The sequence below is a fragment of the Catenuloplanes nepalensis genome (assembly GCF_030811575.1).
Classification (GTDB): domain Bacteria; phylum Actinomycetota; class Actinomycetes; order Mycobacteriales; family Micromonosporaceae; genus Catenuloplanes; species Catenuloplanes nepalensis.
In genome coordinates, this window is record NZ_JAUSRA010000001.1 from 7,402,871 (window position 1) to 7,425,785 (window position 22,915).

Here is a 22,915-nt window from a genome sequence, read left to right on the forward strand (position 1 = left end):
CGCACCGGCGGGGCACTCCACCGCCCTACAGCGCACCCGGCACCGCATCACCACGCACCCGCACCGCACCACCGCGATCCCGGCACCGCGCCACCGCGCACCCGACATCGCGCGACCGCGCACTCGGCACCGCACCACTGCGAGCCCGGCCGCGCACCCGGCACCGCGCCACCACGAGCCCGCACCGCGCCGGTTATCGCGTCACCACGCACCGCACCGCGCCACCGCGCGCCCGGCACCGCGCCTTCAGCGAGGGCGACCGGGCGACCGGTGAGGCTGTCCGGACATGACGAACGGCCCCTCTCCGATGCGGGAGAAGGACCGTCAGGCAGTGCGGTTCAGGCGGCGCCGGTGTCGGTCCGGCGCTGGTCGAGCCGGTAGTTCTCGTTCTGGCGGAGGGCATCCTCGAGCTGGTCCTCGAGGATGATGATGCGGCAGGCCGCCTCCAGGGCGGTGCCCTGGTCGACCATCTCCCGGGCCCGCGCGGCGAGACGCAGCTGGTATCGGGAGTACCGCCGGTGGCCGCCGGCCGAGCGGAGTGGTGTTATGAGCTTCGCCTCGCCGAGCCGGCGCAGGAAGTCCGGTGAGGCACCGATGATCTCCGCAGCGCGGCCCATCGTGTAGGCCGGGTAGTCGTCGTCTCCGAACATGTCCTCGGATTGGGCCATAGACCTCTCCATGTCGAGGGCCCCGGCGCAACAGCGCCGGGGCCCAGGGTTTATGGGTAAACACCATCTACCAGCGGAAACGCTGGCTTGTCGTGTCCACACCCGCCGCCAGAGGCGACATGGGGTGCGAGGATCGCGTAAGCGTGACCGGAGACCACCTCTCGTTCGATGGAGACTGCGGTGTCCGCCGCCGAACCGATGACGCGTTCTGACAGCGGGCGATCCAACGGTGTTCTGCCCTCCCTTTCCTCTGATTTCCACTTTCGTGATGCCACCTGCCGGTGCCGGAGCCCCACGCAGAACTTCATGGCCCCCGCACGTGCGGCAGATCTCGTGCTCCGCGGAGCCCTGAGAATGCCTCGGCCCCGCCTGCAACGGTCTTGCCCTACTGCCTTACCCGGGCACGTCCGGCCCGGCACTGCCGTCTGCTTGTGTAGCAGTCCTTGCTGTCAACACCAGGAACATTAGCCGCACTTCCCGAGAAAAGCTAGTACCGGTCACCTAGATTTTTTCGGCCGTGTCACCGAGACCTCCGGCGCGGACTCGACGGCACGATCCGATGCCGGACGGCATTTTGTCGATCGTTTGATCCAGGACGTGCCGGCGTGCGTACTTGCTGCCGGACAGGGCGGCGAGACACGCGGGGTTAGGGCCTGGCGAACGATGAGCTGGAGGGTGCATTGCGACACGGCAGCAGCATCGACCTGAGTCTTCTGCGGCAGGGGGCGCACAGCGCGTCCATCGCCACGCTGCAGCGGAACATGGGCGAGGGAGCGCGGATCGTCGACTTCTGCATCCCCTGCAATCCGTACTTCCCGACGCCGGAGATGTTCGCGGAGCTGTCCGCGAACCTGGAGAGCATCCTGAAGTACTACCCGAGCAGCGCCGAGACCATCACCAAGCAGCTGTGCAGCGCGCTCGGCCTGCACCCGCAGACCGTGGCGATGGCGAACGGCTCGACCGAGCTGATCACCTGGATCGACCACCTCCTGATCAAGGAGAGCGTGGCGATCCCGATCCCGACCTTCGGCCGGTGGACCGACCAGCCGCTGGAGACCGGCAAGCGGGTCGACATGTACCCGTTGCAGGAGGCGGACAACTACCAGCTCGACCTGGACGACTACGCGCGCTTCATCCGGCAGCGCGGCTCCCGGGTCGCGGTGATCTGCAACCCGAACAACCCGGACGGCGGCTACATCCCGCGGCGGGAGATCCTGCGCTTCGTCGACATGCTGCACGACCTGGACCTGGTGGTGATCGACGAGTCGTTCATCGACTTCGTGGACCAGGAACGGCAGCCGTCGGTCGCGGCCGAGGCCGGCATCCGGACGAACATGCTGGTCCTGAAGAGCCTGGGCAAGAACTTCGGGCTGCACGGCATCCGGTTCGGCTACATGGTGGCGAACCCGGCGCTGGCCACGAAGATCGGCGGTGCGCTGCCGAAGTGGAACCTGAACTCGCTGGCCGAGACCGTGGTCCACATGATCAAGGATCACGAGGCGGAGTATCGGGAGAGCCTGCGCCGGCTGTCCCGCGACCGCATGCGGATGGCGGACGAGCTGACCCGGGTGCCCGGCCTCACGGTCTGGCCGTCGCAGGGCAACTTCCTGCTGGTCAAGCTGGGCCCCGGCTGGGACGGCGTGGAGCTTCGGAACTTCCTGATCTCGCGGTACGGCATCTACGTCCGCGAGTGCGGCAACAAGCTCGGCATGACCAGCCAGTACCTGCGCTTCGTGGTCCGCCCGCCGGAGGACGTGGTCCGCCTGGTGGACGGCATGCACGCCTACGGGCGTTACCTGCACAGCGAGGGCATGATGCACGTCGAGTCGGAGATCGAGAGCGCCGACCTCATCGTGCACCCGGCCAGCCGGGGCGCGCTGACCAACGGAACGGGCGTGCACGCCGTCATCCGCTGAGTCAGGCCCGGCTTCGGTCGCACGAAGGCCGTGGTCACCGGATTGGGCGCCGGTGGCCACGGCCTTCGTGCAGTTCAAGACCTTCGCGGGGGTACGGGATCAGCCGTCGGTGAGCGCGTACACCGTGCTGGAGCCGACCGTGGTGGCGGTGAAGTTCTCCGACACCCAGGCCGCGATCTGCGAGGCCGCGCTCTCGCCGCCGTCACCGCCGCCCGGGCCGCCACCCATGCCGCCGCCGGAGACGTAGTAGGCGATCTCGCCGCGCGCCACGTACTCCTGGAACTCGGCGAGCGTCGGGGAGTCGTCGCTGCTCGACCAGCCGCCGATCGCGATCACCGCGGTGCCGGTGGCCAGCTCCAGTTCGGCCGCGGACTGCGAGCCGTTGACCGCGGCGGACCAGGTGGTACCGGTGCCGGTCAGCAGCGCGGTCAGCTCCGCACCGGTCTGCCCGCCGCCCGTCCCCAGGCCACCGAGAGCCTGACCGCCGTCGGCCCGGTCGCCGCCCTGCGTGCCGTCCGTCGCGCCCCCTCCGGTGACGTCCGCACCGGGTGCCTCCTGCGAGGCGCCGGGCGGGGTGTCCGTACCGCTGGAATCTGAATTTGATCTTCCGCCGCCCATGCCCGTGCCGCCCATGCCGCTGCCGGACGGGCCGGAGGTGGGGATGGAACCGCTGTGCGGCTGGCCGGCCGTGGCGACCGCCCACGCGGCCGTGCCGCCGGTGCCGGTCAGGACGCCGGTCAGGACCAGCACCACCGCGACCCGCTTCAGCCGGGCCGCGCCCGCGACCAGGCCGATCGCGGTCACCACGCCGGCGGCCAGCACCACCCAGCGCAGCCAGGGCAGCCAGCTCGGGTCGCGGGAGAGCAGCACGAAGCTCCACACGCCGGTGGAGAACGCCATCAGCGCCAGCGCGGAGCGCGCGGCCAGCCCGTCGCGGCCGCGCCACAGCTGCACCGTGCCGATACCGGTCAGCGCCGCGATCGCCGGGGCCAACGCGACCGTGTAGTACGGGTGCATGGTGCCGCTCATGAAGCTGAAGACCGCGCCGGTGACGAGCAGCCAGGTGCCCCAGACCAGCAGCTGCGCGCGGGTGCCGTCGGTGCGCGGCGCGCGGCGGGTGAACCACAGGCCGGCGACCAGCGCGATCAGCGCGGCCGGCAGCATCCAGGAGATCTCCGTGCCCATGCTGTCGCCGAACAGCCGGGTGATGCCGGGTGAGCCGCCGAAGCCGGTGTTCCCGCCGCCGCCCATGCCGCCGCCCCCGCCGTTGCCGCTGCCGCCGAAGATCCGCCCCAGGCCGTTGTAGCCGAGCGCGAGTTCCAGCAGGCTGTCGTTCTCGGAGCCGCCGATGAACGGGCGCGAATCCTTCGGCCAGATCTCCACCAGCGCGATGAACCAGCCGGCCGAGACGACCACGGTCAGGCCCGCGACCAGCAGGTGCCAGGTCCGCCGCCACCAGCCGGCCGGCGCGGCGAGCAGGTAGACCAGCGCGAAGCCGGGCAGCACCAGGAAGCCCTGCAGCATCTTGGTGAGGAACGCGAAGCCGATCGCGGCGCCGCAGAGCACCAGCCAGCGCAGGCTCGCGGTCTCGGTCGCCCGGACCACCGCCCACGCGGCCACCACCAGCAGCAGCACCAGCAGCGCGTCCGGGTTGTCGAAGCGGAACATCAGCACCGCGACCGGGGTGAGCGCCAGCGTCGCGCCCGCGATCAGGCCGGCGGCCGGGCCGAACCGGCGGCGCACGGTCGCGTACAGCAGGCCGGCGCTCGCCACGCCCATCAGCGCCTGCGGGGCCAGCAGGCTCCAGCTGTCGAAGCCGAAGATCCGGGCCGACAGGCCCATGATCCAGAGGGACGCGGGCGGCTTGTCCACCGTGATCGCGTTGCCCGCGTCGAGCGACCCGAAGAGCAGCGCCTTCCAGCTCTGCGATCCGGCCTGGACCGCCGCGGCGTAGAAGCTGTTCGCATAGCCGGAGGAGCTGAGGTTCCACAGGTGGAGCAGCGCGGTGCCGGCCAGCAGCCCGGCCAGCGCCAGGTGTTCGCCGCGCACTCGGCGGGCCGGTCTCCCGGACGCCTCCGGTGCGGGTTCTGCCGCATGCCTCGGCGGTCGCGGGGGTGCCAACGTCGTCATCGTGTTCGTCTCCGGGGATCGTGGGGGTTGTCAGGCGGTGCGGCCGTAGCGGCGGCGCAGCGCGTCGAGCGGCAGGCGGTCGTCCGCGAACGCGCGCCACATCCGCGCGATCCCGCGCAGGTCGGCCCGCGCGGTGGCGACGATGTCGACGCGGCTGTCCGGGTCGTCGACCCAGTCCACCGGCACCTCGTGGATGCGCAGGCCGGCCCGCTCGGCCAGGACCAGCAGCTCGGTGTCGAAGAACCAGCCGGTGTCCTCGACCATCGGCAGCAGCGCGGTGGCGACGTCCTTGCGGATCGCCTTGAAGCCGCACTGGGCGTCGCTGAACCGCACGCGCAGCCCCAGGCGGAGGATCAGGTTGTAGCAGCGGGAGATGAACTCGCGCTTCGGGCCGCGGACCACCCGCGCGCCGCGGGCCAGCCGGGACCCGATCGCCACGTCGCTGTGCCCGGAGATCAGCGGCGCCACCAGCGGCAGCAGCCCAGCCAGGTCGGTGGACAGGTCCACGTCCAGGTACGCCAGGATCGGCGCGTCCGATGTGGACCACACCGTGTGCAGCGCCCGGCCCCGGCCCTTCTGCTCCAGCCGGACGTGCCGGACGCCGGGGATCCGCCCGGCCAGCCGCGCCGCGATCACCGGTGTGGCGTCGACGCTGGCGTTGTCCGCGATGGTGATCCGGAACGGGTACGGGAACGCGCCGGCCAGGTGCGTGTGCACCCGGCGCACGGACGGCTCCAGATCGTTCTCCTCGTTGTAGACCGGGATGACCACGTCGAGGACCGGCGTGCGGTGCCGGGCCGTCTCTGCGGTGGTCTCCCCGGTGCGGGGCGCGGTGGCGAGTGTCGTGGTCATGGCGGAAACGATCGGCGGGCGCGCTGTCGGGCGGCTCGGCGTCTCCTGTGCGCCCGCTGTGCGCCGCGGTGATCCACGTCACTCACCGGCGGCCGGGCCGGAGTTCTAAGATCCGCGCCATGCCCGGAAACGCGTCCACTCCCGACTTCGACCCGGCGAGCGCCTATCCGGAGGTCGGCCTCCTGCGGGCGGCACTGCGCGACGGCGACTGGCCCGCGGTGCGCGCGCTCTACGACCCGATGGGCTGGGACGGCCGGGCACTGCTGGTCCGGGAGGCGGCGGACGCGGGTGACCTGCTCCAGCGGGTGGCGGCGGAGGACCCGGCGGACGGCGCCGCCGCGGCCATGCTCGGCTGCCACCTGGTCGTGGCCGGGTGGCGCGTGCGCGGCAGCGGCTCGGCGCAGTTCGTCACCCGGGAGCAGTGGACCGGCTTCCACGACCACCTCCGGCGGGCCGACGCGGTGCTGTCCGCCGCGACCGCGCACGACCCGGGCAATCTCACGGCCTGGCAGCAGCGGGTCAAGGTCGCTCGCGGGCTGGAGATGGGCCAGGCCGAGGCCCGCCGCCGGTACGACCGGGTCGCCGCGATCGACCCGCACCACCGGGACACCCAGTCCCTCTACCTGCAGCAACTCGCTCCGAAGTGGAGCGGTGACCTGGCCACGATGCACGGCTTCGCCCGCGAGCGGATGCTGGCCGCGCCGGAGGGCGCCCACAACGCGGTGCTGGTGGCGGAGGCGCACCTGGAGCACGTGTTCATCGAGGGGGTGGAGTACCTCCGCACGGCCGAGGTGCGCGCGCAGCTGCACGAGGCGGCCGAGCGTTCCGTCTGGCATCCGGCGTTCCGGCGTACCCCCGGCTGGGTCGTGGTCCTGAACCACTTCGCCGGCGCGTTCGCCGCGGCCGGAGAGAACGCGGCGGCCGCCCGGGTCTTCGGTGACCTGGGGCCGTTCGCCACCGACCTGCCCTGGGACTACCTGCGGCGGCTCCTGGAACGGTTCTCCCGCCACCCCGGCCGCACGTTCGCCCGGTTCCGCAGGAAGGCGCTGGCGTGATCGTCACCGAGTCGGAGATCGACGGCGTCCCGGTGCTGCACGCGCCGGCCCCCGGCCCGCTCCGCGCCGGGCTGGTCTTCCGGGCCGGGCGCGCGGACGAGACGGCCGCGACGGCCGGCGTGACCCGCCTGGCCGAGGCCCTGGTGCTGCACCGCGCCGGTGCGCCGGACGGCGACCGCGGCGGCGTCTCGCCGGTGGTCACCACGTTCACCGCGCGCGGCACGGCCGACGAGGTGACCGCGCACCTGCACCGGGTCTGCGCCGCGCTCGCCGCGGACCCGGCGCCGCACCTGGACCCGGTCCGGGCCGCGCTGGTCGCGGAGGCCGCGCACCGGGCGCCCACCATCTTCGACTCGCTCGCCGTGGTCCGGCACGGCGCGCAGCGGCACGGCCTGGCCGGGCTGCCCGAGTGGGGCCTGCACACGCTCACCGCCGAGGACGTCAACCGGTGGGTATCGACGTATTTCACCAGGGAGAACGCGGTTCTCTGGCTGACCGGCGAGACGCCGGACGGGCTGACGCTCGCGCTGCCGTCCGGCCGACGCCGGCCGGTCCCCGACGCGCTCCCCACACCCGGCCGGTTCGGCGTGTTCCGGCCGCCGGCGTCCGACATGATCGTCCGCGACGAGATCCAGCCGGCCGGCGCCGCCACCGAGGTCTACGCGAGCCTGCTGGAACGGGTCGTCTTCCAGGCCACCGGCCGGATCGGCGGCGACGGCGCGCACCGGGTGAGGGCGCACTACCGGCCGCGCGGCGACGGCTTCGCCGCGGTCACCGTGCTCGCCGAGGTGTTCGCCGGCGATCCCGGCCCGATCGCGGGCGAGTTCCTGGACGCACTCGCCGCGCTGCGCGCCCGCCCGATCGCGCCGGAGCAGGTCGCGGCCGTGGTGCAGGAGCTCGACCGGGCGCTGCTCGCGCCGGACGCCACCGTGGCCCGGCTGCCCCGGCAGGCGTTCGGCCTGCTCACCGGCGCCCCCGAGCCGTCCGCGGACGAGCTGCGGTCCCGGCTGCGCACGGTCACGGCCGAGGAGGTCGGCGCGCTCGCGGCGGCCTCACGCGAGGCCGAACTGCTGCTCACGTCGTGGAACGGGCTGATCGGGCCGTCACCGGCCGGCCCGGAGCCGGTGTTCGGCCGGCGGTTCCGGTCGCTGGAGAACCGCAAGGCCGCGCTGACCATGGACGGCACCGGGATCACCGGCAGCTGGCCGGACGTCCCGCCGGTGACCGTGCCGTTCGCGTCGGCCGCGGTGCTGCTCACCTGGCCGGACGGCGGGCGGCGGCTGGTCGGCCCGGACGCGCGGTACGTGGACGTCGAGCCGACGCTGTACGAGACCGCGCCGGACGTGATCCCGGCCGTCGACGCGGCCGTGCCCGCGGACCGGCACGTGCCGATGCCGCCGCGCGACCCGGACGCGATCCCGGTCCCGAGGCCGCGCGGCAGGCACCCGATCCGGTACGGCGGGGCCGGCGCGCTCTTCCTCGGCCTGGTCGCCTGGGTGCTCGGCTGGGCCGCCCTGATGTTCGCGATCACGCCCGGCGCGTCGTCCGCGCCGGTCACGCTGTTCGCGGTGTTCCTCGTCGCCTGGTTCTGGGGCGCGCTGCGGCTGCGCCGGGTGCGGAACACGACGGTCGCGCACCGTCGCCTCACCCGCGCCCGGAAGGCGGCGGTCACCGGCCCGGCCCTCGCCGTGGGTCGAAGCCAGTCCTGAGCCGGTGCACAGCCTCCGGACAGGTCCGGGCCGCACGCTGATCTCCCAGGCACGCCCACGCGGATCGCGGGCAGCACGGAGGGAAGCAGCGATGACGACCGAGCAGATGACCCCGCCCGGGTACGACGGCCGGCGCCCGGACGTGGTCGAGGGCACGCTCATGCCGCCGGCCGCCCCGTACGCGCCCGCGGCCACGGATCCCGGTGTGAGCGACACGTCCGCCGGATGGGGCGCACCGGCGTCCGCGGCGGCCGGCGGCTGGACGCTCGCGCGGGTGCTCGTCGCGCTCACCGCGACCGCGCTGATCGCCGGCGGCGGCGGCTTCCTGGCCGGCCAGGCCTTCGGAGGCACCAGCGGCACCGGGACCGGGACGCAGCAGGCACCGGGCGGCGGGCAGTTCCCGGGCGGAGGCCAGAACGGCGGCCCCGGCGGCTTCGGCGGCCAGGACGGCGGCGGCTTCCCGGGCCAGGACGGCACGACCCAGCAGGACGGCACGACGCAGCAGGAGCAGGGGGCGACGGCCTGACGCCGGCCGTACCCCCGCGGAGGTGCGGGTGGAGCTGCCACCGCGCGACCCGGCGGAGATCCCGGCGCCGCCGAGCCCGGCCGAACGGACGCGGCACCTGTTCCGCCGCCTGACCCGCTCGTCCGGAGGTGACTGAGAAACGGGGCTGCGCGTAGGGTTGAAGATCACTTAGGATCCGCGCCATGCATCCCCCGTTGCCGGCGCCGGACTTCGACGCCGCGACCGCGTACCCCGAGATCGGTGTTCTTCGTGCGGCGCTCGCCGCCGGTGACTGGCCGGCCGTCCGGCGGCTCTGGGACAGACTGGACTGGGCCGGTCGTTCGCATCTCGCGGTCGCGGTCGGCGCGATCGCGCGGCCCGCCGAGACCGCCCACCTGATCAACGTGCTGCGCGCCGCGCTGGCCGCCGACCCCGGTGATCCGGCGGCCGGGCCGATGCTCGGCTCGCACCTGATCTCGGCCGGGTGGCGCGTCCGCGGCGCGTCCCGCGCGCGGTACGTGTCCGAGCGGCAGTTCAGGGAGTTCCACGAGCACCTGCGCCGCGCGGAGGCGGTGCTGATCGAGGCGACCGCGCGGGATCCGGAGAACGTGGCCGCCTGGCAGATGCGCGTCACCAGCGCGCGCGGTCTGGAGCTCGGGGCCGAGGAGGCCCAGCGGCGGTACGACCGGCTGGCCCGCACCGACCCGCACCACCTGAACGCGCAGACCAGCCTGCTGCAGATGCTCTGCCCGAAGTGGAGCCGCGGCCCCTGGGACCGGGTGCACACGTTCGCCCGCGAGCGCATGCTGGCCGCCCCGGAGGGCGCCCACAACGCGGTGCTGGTGGTGGACGGCCACCTGGAGCACTGGCTGGACCTGCCGGGCGGCGAGGACGGGGAGTACCTGATGTCGCAGCCGGTCCGGGACGAGATCTACGCGGCGGCGTACCGCTCGGTCTGGCATCCGGCCTTCCGGCGCACGTTCGGCTGGGTCTACGTGCTGAACATGTTCGCCGGCGTCTTCACCATGGTCGGCGATCACCGCGCGGCCGCCGGGCTGTTCGCGGCGCTCGGCCCGCTGGCCACCGAGTCGCCGTGGGACTACCTGGGCGGGAACCCGGGCGAGACGTTCGTGACGCGGCGCGCGGCCGCGATCGCGGGGGCGGGGGTGCCGGCGTGACGATCACGCGGACCGAGGTCGACGGCGTGCCCACGCTGGTCGCGCCGGTGGACGGGCCGATGACGGCCGGGCTGGTCTTCCGGGTCGGGCGGGCCGACGAGACGCTGGCCCGGGCCGGCGTCACGCACCTGATCGAGCACCTGGCGCTGCACGGGCTCGGCATGACCGACTACCACTTCAACGGCGCGACCTCGCCGGTCACCACCACGTTCCAGCTGCAGGGCACGGAGTCGGACGTGGTGGCGTTCCTGAACGGCGTCTGCGGCGCGCTGGCGGACCTGCCGGTCGGCCGGCTGGCCGTGGAGAAGGAGATCCTGCGCACCGAGGAGGCCGGCCGGGGCGGCTCGGTGGCCGAGCCGATGGCGCTGTGGCGGTACGGCGCACGCGGTCACGGCGTGGTCGGCTTCCCCGAGTTCGGCCTGTCCGCGCTCACCGCGGACGACCTGCGCGAGTGGACGGCCCGCTGGTTCACCCGGGCGAACGCGATGCTGTGGATCGCCGGTGACCGGGTGCCGGCCGGGCTGCGGCTGACGCTGCCGGACGGCGGCGCGCGCATGCCGGCGCCCGCGGTCACCTCCGCGCTGCCGGTGACGCCGGCGTTCTTCTCCGGCCCGAGCGAGCGCACGGTGGCGTACGAGGGGATCGTCCGGCGCGGCACCGCGGCCGGCGTGTTCGCCGGCGTGCTGGAGCGCGCGCTGTTCCGCGCGCTGCGGCAGGAGGGCGGCTACTCGTACCACGTGGCCGCGGACTACCTGCCGCGCGACGCCGAGCACGCGTCGGTGTTCGCGCTCGCGGACATGCTGCCGGAGAAGCGCGGGCAGCTGCTCGGCGAGTTCGTCGACGTGCTGGCCGCGCTGCGCTACGGCCGGGTCGCCAAGGCCGACGTGGACGCGTTCGTGACCACGGCGGAGGCGGCACTGAGCAGCACGGACGCGGAGGCGCGGAGCCTGCCCGGCCGGGTGCAGAGCGAGCTGCTCGGCTACGACCCGCCGACGCTCGCGGAGTACCGCGCCCAGCTGCGCGCGGTCACGCCGGAGGACGTGGCCGAGGTCGCGGCGGAGGCGCACGCGTCGTCGCTGCTGATGGTGCCGGACGGCCGCGGCCCGGACTGGGCCGGCTTCACGGCCGCGCCCACGCAGTCGTCCCGCGCGGTCTACGGCGACCGGCACCCGCTCCTCGCGAACCGGTCGCAGGCGATGATCACCGGACCGGAGGGAGTGTCGCTGCAGGGCGGCGGCAGCCTGGTCACGGTGCGGTTCGGCGAGGTCGCGGCGATGCTGGCCTGGCCGGACGGCGCGCGGCGGCTGATCGGATTCGACGCGATCACGGTGCACGTGGAGCCCACGCTCTTCGCGGGCGGCCCGGCCGCACTGGCCGAGATCGACGCGGCCGTGCGGCCGGAGCTGCGGGTGGACCTGCCGGCCCGGGACCCGGAGAACGTGCCGCAGCCGCCGTCCCCGGCCCGGCGCGCACGCCGCCGGACCGGGCCGGTGCTGCACCGGGCCGCGGACCGGATCGCCTCGGTCCCGGACGGCCTGCGCTGGACCCTGATCATCGCGCTGTTCCTGGTGAACATCCGGCTGATCGACGCGCTCGACGGGAACACGCCGCTGCGCGTGGCCGTGTGCTCGGTGATCCTCCTGCTGTCGCTGCTGCTGACGGACTGGGCGATCAAGGGCCTGCGGCGGCTGGCCCGCTACGTGGCGCGGTAGAGCCCGGCCAGGTAGCTCGGCCCGTAGTAGGCGTCCAGCTGCTCCAGCGTCTCCGGCGCGGACGGCTGGACGTCCTTGATCAGCTGCGCGTGCCGGGGCAGCACCTCGGGGTGCCAGGTCTCCGGCTTCCACAGGTCGGAGCGGAGGAACGCCTTGGCGCAGTGGAAGAAGATCTGCTCGATCTCCACCTCCAGCGCCAGGATCGGCCGGTGGCCCTTGACGACCATGTCCTCGAAGTACGGCGCGTCCCTGACCAGCCGCGCCCGGCCGTTGATCCGCAGCGTCTCGGTGCGGCCGGGGATCAGGTAGAGCAGGCCGACGTGCGGGTTGCTCAGCACGTTGAGGTAACCGTCGGCGCGCTTGTTGCCCGGCCGCTCCGGGACCGCGATCGTGGCGTCGTCCAGCACCAGCGTGAAGCCGGGCGGGTCACCCTTGGGCGAGGCGTCGCAGTTGCCGTCCGCGTCCGAGGTCGAGATGACGCAGAACGGGGAGGCGGCCAGCCACTCCCGGTCCCGCTGGTGCAGCGTCACGCGCTCCTTGGTGACGGCCCGCGGATTCGGCGCGCCGAGCAGCTCGCGCAGTTCCTCCGGTGTGCCGATGACGGCGCTCTGAGCCAGATCCATCGATGCTCTCCTCCCCGTGGCTTCCCGGCTCCGAGTCTAGGAGAGCCGGACGGCCCCCCGGCGAGCGTTTTTCGCGCCAGAGCGCGCAACGATCCCGCCAGAGGGGCCCGCCGGGTCACGGGCGGCCGAGCGCCCGGTACTCCCAGCCCGCCGCGCGCCACGCGGCCGGGTCCAGCGCGTGCCGCCCGTCCACGATGGACCTGCCGCCGACGACCGCGGCCATCGCGGCCGGGTCGATCTCGCGGAACTCGGTCCACTCGGTGAGCAGCACGACCACGTCCGCGTCGCGGGCCGCGTCCAGCGCGTTCTCGCCGTAGGTCAGTTCCGGGTGCACCCGCTTGGCGTTCTCCATCGCGGCCGGGTCGAAGACGGTCACCTCGGCGCCCAGCCGGTGCAGCGTGCTCGCCACGTCCAGCGCGGGCGCGTCCCGGATGTCGTCCGAGTCCGGCTTGAACGCCGCGCCCAGCGCCGCGATCCGCTTGCCGGCGACGTCCCCGCCGGCCAGCTCGACGACCAGGTCGACGGTGCGGGCCCGGCGGCGCTGGTTGATGCCGTCGATCTCGCGCAGGAAGCCGACCGCCTGGCCGACGCCGAGTTCCTCGGCGCGGGCCATGAACGCGCGGATGTCCTTGGGCAGGCAGCCGCCGCCGAAGCCGAGGCCGGGCCGCAGGAACCGGCCGCCGATCCGGGTGTCGAACGCCAGCGCCTCGGCCAGGTCGGACACGTCCGCGCCGGTCGCCTCGCACACCTCGGCCATCGCGTTGATGTACGAGATCTTCGTGGCCAGGAACGAGTTCGCCGCGACCTTGACCAGCTCCGCCGTGGCCAGATCAGTGACCTTCAGCGGTACGCCCTGCGCCAGCACCGGCTCGAACGCGGCGCGCAGCCGCTCCTCCGCCCACGCGGACGCGACGCCGAAGACCAGGCGGTCCGGCTTCATGGTGTCCTCGACCGCGAAGCCCTCGCGCAGGAACTCCGGGTTCCAGGCCAGCTCGATCTCGTCACCGGCCGGCGCGGTCTCCTTGACCAGCGCGGTCAGCCGGGCCGCGGTACCGACCGGGACGGTGGACTTGCCGACCACCAGCGCCTTGCGGGTGAGGTGCGTGGCCAGCGCGGTGACGGACGCGTCGACGTAGGTCATGTCCGCCGCGTGCGAGCCCTTCTGCTGCGGCGTGCCGACGCAGATGAAGTGCACGTCGCCGAACTCCGCGGCCTCCGCGAACGACGTGGTGAAGCGCAGCCGGCCGGAGTCGAGCGCCTTGGCGAGCAGCTCGGGCAGGCCGGGCTCGAAGAACGGCACCTCCCCGGACGCGAGCCGGGCGATCTTCTGCTCGTCCACGTCGACGCCGAGCACCTCGAAGCCGAGGACGGCCATGCAGATCGCGTGCGTCGCGCCGAGGTAACCGGTGCCGATCACGGTGAGGCGAGGGGTGTTCACAATCGTCTCCCAAAGTACGAAAAATCAGGAACAGGGGGTGTTGGAGATGCCTTTGCCGGCGCCGGTGACCTTGTTGTCGCAGGCGACCCGGTTGTCCTCGATCGGGGTGAGGCTGAAGCCGAGACCGGGCCCGTCGACGGTCGCGACGTTGCGGGAGAAGACGTTGCCCCTACCCCAACCGTCCACGACGGAGTGCGTCTGGAAACCGTCCAGCGGAGAATTCGTCCCGGTGTTACCGGAAATGGTCCAGTTGTTGCCCTTCACGTCGACCCAGGAGTCGGCGTGCCCGCCGGAGAGCGCCGCACCGTCGAAGGTGTTCCCCGCGACGGAGCCGCCGGTCGTACCCTCCTTGACGTCGATGTTCTCCGCGGTGACCGCGGTGATCGTGTTGTTCCGGACCACGTTGCGGTCGCTGGTGTCCGGCGCGCAGCCGGTGATCTCGCACCAGTTCGACTCGGCCGTGCCGATGTAGACGCCCTCGCCGAACTGCGGCTTGCGCCGGCCCGTGTCGCGGATCGTGTTGCCCTCGACCACGTTGTCCGAGCTGAACCGCCGCAGGTGGACGGCCTCGTCGCCGATCGTCTCCACGGTCAGGCGCGCGATCGTGGTGTGCTGGACGCCGTCGGCCATCACGCCCTTCTGCGCGTTGCGGACCGTGAAGCCGAGCACCCGCCAGTGGCTCGCGCCGTCCAGGTGCAGGCCGTAGCCCTTCTTGACACCGCCTCCGTCCAGGACCGCGCCGGCACCGCCGCAGAGCGTGATCGGCGCCTCCGCGGTGCCGGCCGCGGACGCGACGAACTGGTCCTGATAGACGCCGTCGGCCAGCCGGATCACCGCACCGGGCCGCGCCGCGGCCAGCGCGGCCGTCAGCCCGGCCGCGTCCGACACGGTGACCGTGGCCGCCGGGCACTCCGCGGGCGCGGCACCGGACGGGCCGGTCACGCCGAGCGGACCGGTGGCGACCGGCGCGGCGGTGCTGATCGGCTCGGGTGCGGCGGTGGTGGCCGCCGCGACCGGCGCGCCCTCCGGACCGTCGTCGCCGTCCGGCAGCGCCGCCAGCACGGCCACGGTGAGCAGCGCCGCCGCGCCGCCGATCCAGAGTCTCGTCCCGCCGGGCAGTTCGCGCCTCACGCCGAGGCCTCCCGCAGCGAACGGGTGTTCTCGTACGGGTGGAAGAACCCGATCCGCCGCCGGCGCGCGCCCATCACCGCGGAGAACGCGATGGCCAGCACGATCGCGGTCCACAGCATCGTCATCGGGCTGGCGTAGTGCCGGAACTTCACCCAGAACGAGCTGGTGTCGTACCAGGCGCCGGACTGGTTGTCCTCGGCCGTCAGGTCGCCGTCGGCCCGGGACAGGTCCAGCGCGCTCGGCCCGACCCCGGAGATCACGTTGTGCGAGACGACCGAGCCCTCGACCGCGCCCACCATGGCGATGCCGTGGTTCGACGCCTCCTCGACCGTGTTCCCGCGGATCTCGGCGGACGAGTCCCGCACGTAGACCCCGTTGTCGACGTCGGTGACGATGTTGCCGGTCACGGTCGCGGCGGTGACCTCGTCGCGGATCGCGATGCCGTGCCGGACCGCGCCGCTCACCCGGTTGCCGGTGATCGTCACCCGGTCCGCGCCCTCGCGGGCCACGATGCCGGCCTCGCTGCCGGTCACCTCGTTGTTCTGCACGTCGACGTTGATGCCGCCGATCACCTCGATGCCGTACCGCGCGTTGTGGCTGACCTCGCTGTTCGACACCGTGTTCGAGCCGTAGGCGCCGACGAACTGCCCGGAGGCGGACGCGTCGTCGGCCAGCGGCAGCCCGTTGACCGTGATGCCGTTGCCGCCGTTGTGGTCCGCGACCGCGTCGCTGATCCGCACCTGCTGCGCGGCCCGGGACAGCACGAACCCGTCGCCGCCGTTGTTCCGCGAGGTCACCTTCTCGATCACCAGGCTGGACGCGAAGCGGTGCATGACCACGCCGTCCTCGAGGCTGTCCTCCACCGTGGAGTCGGTGATGTTCACGCCGGTCGCGCTCGAGATGAACAGCCCGAACGCGTTACCGCTGATCGTGGCGTGGTCGATCGAGCCGGACACGTAGGAGAGGCCGGGCACGTCGAACCGGGTGTCCGGCGCGACCAGGTCACCGGTCGGCGACGCGTAGACGTCGCCGGCGCCGGGCGCGATGTTCGTACCGTTGCGGCGTTCCTGTTTCGCCTTGTCCCGCGCGGTGTTGCCGCTGACCTTCGTCTCCTCGACGCCGCCGGTGTTCGGCCGGTCCGTGCCGGTCAGGCTCAGCCCGCCGGTGCGGCCACTCCAGAAACCCAGATCCTCGATCGACGCGTACGTCATGGAGAACTGCCCGCCGATCGCCCGGATGTACGCGCGGCCGTCGTCGACCAGCGTGTCCGTCGTACTCGTACGCGGATCCCAGCTCATGATCTTCGTCGGCGCCTGCACCGAGCCGTCGATCATCAGGTCGCCGCCGAACGACACGATCGACACGAAGCCGTTCGCGCTGCTGGCCAGCTTCAGCGTCAGCCCGCCCGGGTTGGACAGCCGCAGCTTCGCACCGAGGTTCAGGTAGATGTTCTCGGTCAGCAGGTAGCTGCCGTCCGGCTGGCGGACGAACGTCTGCGGCGCCAGCTTCAGCAGGTCCGCGACCGTGTACGGCTCCTTCTGCTGGGTCAGCACCAGCGTGTAGCCGTCGCCGGTGTCCAGCCGGTACGGCTTCGTCCAGTCGCCGCCCTTCATCCGGGCCACGCCGGTCACCGCGCGCACCGCGTTGATCCGGGTGTCCTCGCCGACGACCAGCGCGGCCTGCCGCTCCGCCGCCTCGGTCGTGGTGGTGCTGTCGTCCGCGGACGCCGGTGTGCCGAGCGTGCCGGCACCGATCAGTGCCGCGGCCACCGCCGCGATCATCCGGTACCTCATACCGCCGCCTCCTTGACCGGCACGGCCTGCATCGGCACGCTCAGCACTGGTTCCGGTGCCAGGTGTGTGGCGAGCAGCGTCGCCGCGCTCTGCCCCTCGCCGCCGACGGACTCGCTGGTCCGGGTGAGCCAGCCCTGCTTGTTCATGGTCACGAACGCGTACAGCTTGATCGGCAGCGCGATGAAGATGACGATCAGCGCGGTCACCGGCAGCAGCAGGATCTCCTGCGGGTGGCGGCGCAGGTGCGAGTAGCCGCGCACGCCCCGGCCGAGCAGCAGCCAGATCAGCGCCAGCACGATCGAGTGCCCGGTCAGCTCCAGCCGGCTGAAGAGCAGGTAGCCGAGCGCCATGCCCATGGTCACCGGCGTCAGCAGGATCTGCAGCACCGTGATCTTGGTGACCATCGGCACCCGCCACAGCCAGCCCTTCCAGAGCGCGGTCAGATACGTGCGGTACGAGTTGCGGCTCCACCGCACCCGCTGCTTCACGAACGCCCGGAACGAACTCGGGAACATCGACAGCGCGCGGGCCGACGACTGGTGCACCGTCCTGTAGCCGGACGCCAGCACCAGCCAGGTCAGCCGCCCGTCGTCGCCGGCCACGCACCGCCGGCCCAGGAAGAACTCGTCCTCCAGGTTGGACAGCACCGGCAGGATCGCCGCCCGGCGGTACGCCGCGGTCCGCCCGGACAGGATGGCCACCGCCCCGGCCCGGCCCATCGCCGGCACGTAGTCGTAGTAGCGCAGGTTGACCAGCCAGTCCGCGACCCGCCGCCACACGCTGGTGGTCCGCTGATACACGTTCTGCTGCGTGCCCACACCACCCACGGCCGGATCCACGAACGGCATCTGCACCGCGTCCAGCAGACCCGGCAGCCAGCGCGTGTCCGAGTCCACCAGCACCACGATCTCGCTCGTCGCCGCCCGGATACCCACGCCCAGCGCGGACCGCTTCCCGGAGTGCTGGAACGGGATCACCCGCACCCGCGGGTCCTCGACCGCCCGCAGCCGCCGGATCACCTCGGTGTCCGCCAGGTCCGGCACGATGATGATCTCGGCCGGGTTCTGCTCCAGCCAGGTGTCCAGGCACTCCAGCAGGATGTCCGGGTCCTCCCGGTAGGCCGGCACCACCACGCTCGTGCTGGTCCGGAAGTCGTTCACCACCGGCCGTGCGAACCGCGACAGCACGGCCCGGTACAGCCACAGGCACCACACGAAGATGCCGGCGAGTCCCAGCGGCATGATGTCACGCCACGAGGTCTGCCCCACCGCCTCCACAACCCACGACCAGACGACGTCGAATATCTCCGACACGTTCGACTCCCTGTCGAAACCCGCGCACTATCCACGCGGTCAGGCGAAAGAGCTCACAACCGCGCAACACCCGTTCCCCTTTTCAGGGAGGGCACGATTACGCGGGAACAGTCCGGCCGGTGGCTACGCTGCCGCCGACGAATTCAGCGACCTAGTGGAATAAGGCCGAAACGCGCTGCCGTGCCTCAAAGGCCGGCGCGCCGGAGCTGCGTGAACTCAGGGAGTTCCCGTTCAGACAGAACATGAGAGCGTCTCCTTGGATCGAACCCAAGGACGTCGGTTTCGCCTCTGGCTCCCCGCCGGACATGGGCGACCAACTCGCCCGGCAGATCAACACCTCGCCCACGACCCATCGGGCCGTTCGCCGAGAATACTGTCATCCAGCCGTCAAACAATCAACCAGAAGCTCTCAGCGCTATTCTCGCTTTACACCCGCAAAGAATGGGACTGCCCGCAATTAATAGCGACGTTTCCGGACCCTGCAGCGGCACCTATGACGCACGTCTCAGGAACCTCGGCGGCCTGACGCCGGCCCGAAAGCCGGGCGCGAGCCTGGGGTCGGGCTCGGCAGCCAGACGCAGGCTCGGGCTCGGGCCGCCGGCCCTCGACATGCTAGCTAAGCCAGCAAAACCCCAGCTCAGACCAAATGTAACTCCAAATGTAACTCGAAACGTTGAAATGTAACTCGGGCCTAGTTACATTTGCGCCGTGGACCGGAACCTGGACAGCGTCGTGCAAGACCTGCGTGCGTCGGGCGGGGACACCGCTGCCGTCGAGGTCAAGTCGGCAGCGGGCGGACTCCCTGTCTCGTTGACCTCTTCGTTGAGTGCCCTCGCCAACCTTTCGGGCGGCGGAACCATCATCCTCGGTCTAGACGAGCGCGCTGGCTTCCAGCCCGTGCACCTGGCCGACCCGCAAGCACTCAAGCAGGGTCTCGCCACGAAGGCGCGCGCCTATACACCGCCGGTGCGCCTGTCGATCGACGACGGGACGGTCGACGGGTGGCCGGTGATCGTCGCCCGCGTGCACGAATGCGACCCGTCGGCCAAGCCGTGCCGGGTGGCGGCGACCGGTGCCGCGTACATGCGCGGCTACGACGGCGACTTCCTGCTCTCCGACGTGGAGGTCCAGGGTTTCCTCGCCGCACGCCGGCCGCCACTGTTCGACCGCCGGCCCGTCGACGGAGCCGGCCCGGACGACCTCGACCAGGAACTGGTCGCGTCCTACCTGGCAACCGTCCGCGAACGGGACGCACACGGCCTCGGCCGTTTCACCGACGACGCGGAGCTGCTCCGCCGGGCCGGCGTGACCCTTGCGGGAGGACAGCCGACCGTGGCCGGACTGCTCGCGCTGGGCGTGCACCCGCAGCAGTTCTTCCCCCGCTTCGTCATCCAGGCCGCCGCCGAGCCGCTGCCGCAGGACTCGGCCGCGGTCCGCGCCCGCAACCAGATCACCATCACCGGCGCCATCCCCCGGATGCTCGACGCCGCTCTCGCCTGGGCCCGCCGCACGTTCGACACGAGAATCGTGCAGAACCCCGACGGCAGCGTCACCGACGAACCCGCGTACCCGCTGCTCGCCTTTCGCGAGATCATCGCCAACGCGCTCATCCACCGCGACCTCGACGACTGGTCACAGGCCTTCGCGGTCGAGGTCCGGTTACGCCGCGACCGTCTCGTCGTCACCAACCCCGGCGGCTTGTACGGCATCACCGTCGACCGCCTCGGACACGACGCCGTCACCTCCGCCCGCAACGGACTCCTCGTCGGAATCTGCCAGCACGTCCGCTCGCCCGAGTCGGGCGGCCGGGTCATCGAGGCACTCGCCAGCGGCATCCCCACCATCACGCAGCAGCTGTCGAGCCACGCCCTCCCGCCCGCCCAGTTCATCGACGCCAACATCCGGTTCACCGTGCTGCTGCGCTCCACCACCGGCGCGGCAGCATCACGTCCACCCCTCGGCCCCACCGAGCTCCGCATCCACGACGCTCTCGCCTCCGGCCCACGGACAGTCGCCGAGCTTCAAGCCACGCTCGACCTGACCGGCCCCAACATCCGCAAGGCCCTGCGCAACCTGCGCAACCGAGGCCTGATCCACCAGACCGGCGGCCAGGGTCGCCCCACCACGTACCACCAGACCGCCGCCACCGCGTAGAAACCGAGGCGCCACCAGCCGCCCGGCCGATGCAACGACGTCTAGGCGGCCCTCGATGCGACGACTCATGGCGGCTCTGCGGACCCGCTCTTCCCGCCCGGCACTACCAAAGCGCAGGTCGAGGACTGGCTCAAGAGCATCGCCACCAACCCCGACGGCCCCCTCAGCCACGTCCCCACGGCGACGGCTGGCGCGTCACCGGCACGCGCGACGGCATCACCTTCATCGTTGCCCTGGACAAGGACGGCAGCATCTCCGGCGGCCACCCGCTCAGCGGCGAGGGCGTCACCACCAACCCGCCGGCCTAACCATCGACCCCACGGGAGACCCATGGAAGTCAACGACTTCTACCGGCGCAGCCGCCGGATCACCGACCAGCTCGCACCTAAGATCAGCCCGAAGTACCTGCCGCTCGTCCGGTACTCCGTCATCGGCGGGGAATGGCCCATGGCGATCGCGGAGCTCGTCGGCGCTCTGTCGGAGGAGGAGGTCGTGATCACCACGGCAGAGAAGGACGAGCTGCGGGAGCTCATGGAGTTCTGCCGGAAGCCTCTGACGTACCTGGAGCAGATCCGGACCTCGGACTGACGGCCGAAGCGTGGACCGGCGCCGGATCGAGAAGATGCAGCAACGCTGGGCATCGCCGCTGATCGCCGAGCGGGCGGCGGTGCTCTCGGGGCAGGGCCCACCACACGTTGCACACGAGAACCACCGTCGAGTGCCCGGCACCACACGCAACAACCCGACGCCACGCCCCCACCAGATCGCGGGGCGTCCGGGGGCTCGGCCCCCGGAGCAGAAATAAAGAGACGCCCCGCGTTCGCGCTTTCCGCGAACACGAGACGTCCAAAGTCTCGTGGAGCTGTGGGGATTTGAACCCCAGACCCCCTCGATGCGAACGAGGTGCGCTACCAGACTGCGCCACAGCCCCAACCCCGCCTTGGGCTTCCCCGCTGGCGGAACGTGGACAACATTAACAGGCCTGAGGAGGGGTACGCGAATCACCCCCCGCGTGTCACGCGGAGTCGGGGCGGTGCAGCTGGCCGGGGCCGCCACCGGCCTGGTAGGGGCGGCCGCGCAGGCCCGGCGAGCGGTAGGAGACGGAGCCGCCGCGCGGCTTGGCGGGTGGGGGTGGCGGGCCCGCGGTGCCGTCCGCGGCGGCGGGCAGGTCCACGTCCGGCCCGCGGTCCAGGCCCATCGCGGCCCGCCGCACCGCCTCGCGTTGTGCCGCGAGGCGGAGGCGGTCGGCCTTGCGGGCCTCGGCGCGGCGTTTCTGTTCGCGCCGGACCTCCGCCTGGCGCCGGGCCAGCCACGCGGCCTCGCGTGCCTCCTGGCGGCGCCGCCGGCGTTCCGCTATGGCGCGGTTTCGCAGGTGCACCACGTAGGCGACGAGCAGGGTGCCGGTCACGGACACGCTGATCCAGAAGCCGGGGCCGACGACCGCGACGCCGAGTAGTTGCACGCCGTTGAGGAGGACGAGCGCGGCGAGGACGCGCCGGCGCCGGGTGACGGCGGTGGCCTGCCGGCGGCGGCGCGCGGGACGCCGCCGCGCCCGCCGGGCGCCGTCCGGCACCAGCCGCAGCGACCGGCGCCGGCCGCGCCGCCCACCGGAACCGGAGCCGCCGAGGCCACCGGAACCCGGGCCGCCGGAACCAGGGCCACCGGAGCCGCCGCGGCCGCCGGAGGCGCGCGAGCCCGGTGGTCCGGACGCCGGCGTGGACGACTCGGCCTTCGCGGAGCTGGACAAACCGGCACGATCAGGCGAAGATGGCACGGAAGTGGTGGAATCCGGCGGCATCATGTGCCGGGGCGGATTGATCGGGCGTCGTCCGGGCACGGTGCGGCGACGACGGCGGCGCTCAAGCACCCTGGCCGTCGACTGCGCCCGCTCCGCCACCTGGCGCTCGGTTGCGTCGTACCGGCGGACCAGCGCCGGCGCGAGGGCGAGCAGCCCGGCGGCAGCGAGGACGGCGAGGAGCACCGAGGTCGGCACCCTCAACCCTCCCGTCACCCCATCGACGACCGCATGATCGCCGTCAAGTCCCAGTTCTTCGAGGTTACGGGTGCCTCAGGTGCGCAACGGTACGGCACGCCGACCGTACCCCGGTAAAAAGATCATGCGGTGTGCTGGCGCAGCCGGTGCCAGCGGCGCAGCAGACCACCCTCGGTCCCGACATCCTCGCTGGTCAGCGAGTATCCGATGTGATCTCGCCACGCGCCGTCGATGTGCATGTAGCGCGCATGGTAAGCCTCCTCACGAAAACCGAGCTTCTCCACGACGCGCCGGGACGGCTTGTTCTCCGGGCGGATGTTGACCTCGACCCGGTGCAGCCCGGCCGGGCCGAACGCGTGATCCACGGTGAGCGCCAGCGCGGTCGGGATGATGCCCTGGCCGGCCACGCGTGAGTCGACCCAGTAGCCGACGTACGCGGAGCAGAACGCGCGTCGCACGATGTTGCCCAGGTTGATGTGCCCGACCAGGCGCTCCGGCTGACCGGGCTCGCGCAGGCAGACCGCGAACGGCATGCTCTCGCCGCGCCGCGCGGACCGGCGCATGTCCTGGTACACGTACCGGTACGCGGCGGTGGAGTTGAGCTCGTGCCACGGGCCGGGCGGTGCCGACTCCCACGGCGCCAGCCAGGCCCGGTTCGCGATGCGGACCTCGGACCAGGCGTCCGCGTCGGAGCGCCGGTACGGCCGGAGCAGCACCGGCCCGTCGGCCAGCATGACCGGCCACC

The 22,915-nt window shown here is 72.3% G+C and carries 17 protein-coding genes, 1 tRNA gene and 1 pseudogene; 8 read left to right on the forward strand and 11 right to left on the reverse strand.

All coding sequences use genetic code 11. The features are described 5' to 3' along the window. Window positions 1–338: 338 nt before the first annotated feature. A complete protein-coding gene (locus J2S43_RS31855; RefSeq protein WP_306835305.1) occupies window positions 339–668 on the reverse strand; it encodes a MerR family transcriptional regulator in 330 nt (109 codons plus the stop codon). 680 nt (window positions 669–1,348) lie between these two features. On the opposite strand from J2S43_RS31855, the gene J2S43_RS31860 reads away from it, so the two are divergent. After that, window positions 1,349–2,584 carry a pyridoxal phosphate-dependent aminotransferase gene (locus J2S43_RS31860; RefSeq protein ID WP_306835307.1) on the forward strand — a complete coding sequence of 412 codons (1,236 nt, stop codon included), beginning with the start codon at window positions 1,349–1,351 and terminating at the stop codon, window positions 2,582–2,584. Between the two features lie 99 nt (window positions 2,585–2,683). Here the strand turns inward: J2S43_RS31860 and J2S43_RS31865 are convergent, their stop codons facing one another. After that, complete coding sequence (locus tag J2S43_RS31865; protein WP_306835309.1) at window positions 2,684–4,633, reverse strand: ArnT family glycosyltransferase; 1,950 nt, start codon at window positions 4,631–4,633, stop codon at window positions 2,684–2,686. A gap of 120 nt (window positions 4,634–4,753) precedes the next feature. After that, window positions 4,754–5,566 (reverse strand): annotated as a pseudogene (locus J2S43_RS31870) (dolichyl-phosphate beta-glucosyltransferase); the annotation flags it as partial. 119 nt (window positions 5,567–5,685) lie between these two features. Here J2S43_RS31870 and J2S43_RS31875 point away from each other — a divergent pair. The 5 genes from J2S43_RS31875 (at window position 5,686) to J2S43_RS31895 (ending at window position 11,725) form a co-directional block, all read left to right on the forward strand. Beyond that, complete coding sequence (locus J2S43_RS31875) at window positions 5,686–6,621, forward strand: hypothetical protein (protein ID WP_306835311.1); 936 nt, start codon at window positions 5,686–5,688, stop codon at window positions 6,619–6,621. Continuing rightward, window positions 6,618–8,330, forward strand: a complete 1,713-nt coding sequence (locus tag J2S43_RS31880; RefSeq protein ID WP_306835312.1) for a peptidase M16 family protein — start codon at window positions 6,618–6,620, stop codon at window positions 8,328–8,330. The genes J2S43_RS31875 and J2S43_RS31880 overlap by 4 nt, the downstream gene beginning before the upstream one ends. A gap of 91 nt (window positions 8,331–8,421) precedes the next feature. Then, complete coding sequence (locus J2S43_RS31885) at window positions 8,422–8,856, forward strand: hypothetical protein (protein ID WP_306835314.1); 435 nt, start codon at window positions 8,422–8,424, stop codon at window positions 8,854–8,856. Window positions 8,857–9,038: 182 nt separating this feature from the next. Then, window positions 9,039–10,013, forward strand: coding sequence for a hypothetical protein (locus J2S43_RS31890; protein ID WP_306835316.1), 975 nt, complete (start codon window positions 9,039–9,041; stop codon window positions 10,011–10,013). Then, a complete protein-coding gene (locus J2S43_RS31895; RefSeq protein ID WP_306835318.1) occupies window positions 10,010–11,725 on the forward strand; it encodes a M16 family metallopeptidase in 1,716 nt (571 codons plus the stop codon). The genes J2S43_RS31890 and J2S43_RS31895 overlap by 4 nt, the downstream gene beginning before the upstream one ends. Here J2S43_RS31895 and J2S43_RS31900 read toward each other — a convergent pair. The 5 genes from J2S43_RS31900 to J2S43_RS31920 form a co-directional block, all read right to left on the reverse strand. Next, the gene (locus tag J2S43_RS31900; RefSeq protein ID WP_306835320.1) at window positions 11,710–12,348 is read right to left on the reverse strand and encodes a pyridoxamine 5'-phosphate oxidase family protein; all 639 of its coding nucleotides are present in this window, start codon (window positions 12,346–12,348) and stop codon (window positions 11,710–11,712) included. The two genes, J2S43_RS31895 and J2S43_RS31900, sit on opposite strands and share 16 nt — an antisense overlap. Window positions 12,349–12,463: 115 nt before the next feature. After that, window positions 12,464–13,789 (reverse strand): UDP-glucose dehydrogenase family protein, encoded by a 1,326-nt coding sequence (locus tag J2S43_RS31905; protein ID WP_306839587.1) that lies wholly within the window; start codon window positions 13,787–13,789, stop codon window positions 12,464–12,466. Between the two features lie 21 nt (window positions 13,790–13,810). Then, on the reverse strand, window positions 13,811–14,917 hold the full coding sequence (locus tag J2S43_RS31910; protein ID WP_306835324.1) for a right-handed parallel beta-helix repeat-containing protein: 1,107 nt from the start codon (window positions 14,915–14,917) through the stop codon (window positions 13,811–13,813). Next, window positions 14,914–16,710 carry a right-handed parallel beta-helix repeat-containing protein gene (locus J2S43_RS31915; RefSeq protein WP_306835325.1) on the reverse strand — a complete coding sequence of 599 codons (1,797 nt, stop codon included), beginning with the start codon at window positions 16,708–16,710 and terminating at the stop codon, window positions 14,914–14,916. The genes J2S43_RS31910 and J2S43_RS31915 overlap by 4 nt, the downstream gene beginning before the upstream one ends. Next, complete coding sequence (locus J2S43_RS31920; RefSeq protein WP_306835327.1) at window positions 16,707–18,023, reverse strand: glycosyltransferase; 1,317 nt, start codon at window positions 18,021–18,023, stop codon at window positions 16,707–16,709. The genes J2S43_RS31915 and J2S43_RS31920 overlap by 4 nt, the downstream gene beginning before the upstream one ends. Before the next feature lie 810 nt (window positions 18,024–18,833). Between J2S43_RS31920 and J2S43_RS31925 the strand changes: the two genes are divergently transcribed. Together J2S43_RS31925 and J2S43_RS31930 are read left to right on the forward strand one after the other, a co-directional pair. Further along, window positions 18,834–20,177: an ATP-binding protein gene (locus J2S43_RS31925; protein WP_370881681.1), complete on the forward strand. Its 1,344-nt coding sequence runs from the start codon at window positions 18,834–18,836 to the stop codon at window positions 20,175–20,177. A 330-nt stretch (window positions 20,178–20,507) separates the two neighbouring features. Continuing rightward, a complete protein-coding gene (locus J2S43_RS31930) occupies window positions 20,508–20,765 on the forward strand; it encodes a hypothetical protein (protein ID WP_306835329.1) in 258 nt (85 codons plus the stop codon). A 269-nt stretch (window positions 20,766–21,034) separates the two neighbouring features. Here the strand turns inward: J2S43_RS31930 and J2S43_RS31935 are convergent. The 3 genes from J2S43_RS31935 to J2S43_RS31945 form a co-directional block, all read right to left on the reverse strand. Next, window positions 21,035–21,108: transfer RNA gene (locus J2S43_RS31935), tRNA-Ala, on the reverse strand. Between the two features lie 84 nt (window positions 21,109–21,192). Next, window positions 21,193–22,176, reverse strand: coding sequence for a hypothetical protein (locus tag J2S43_RS31940; RefSeq protein ID WP_306835332.1), 984 nt, complete (start codon window positions 22,174–22,176; stop codon window positions 21,193–21,195). 116 nt (window positions 22,177–22,292) lie between these two features. Then, window positions 22,293–22,904: a GNAT family N-acetyltransferase gene (locus J2S43_RS31945; RefSeq protein WP_306835334.1), complete on the reverse strand. Its 612-nt coding sequence runs from the start codon at window positions 22,902–22,904 to the stop codon at window positions 22,293–22,295. Between the last annotated feature and the right edge of the window lie 11 nt (window positions 22,905–22,915).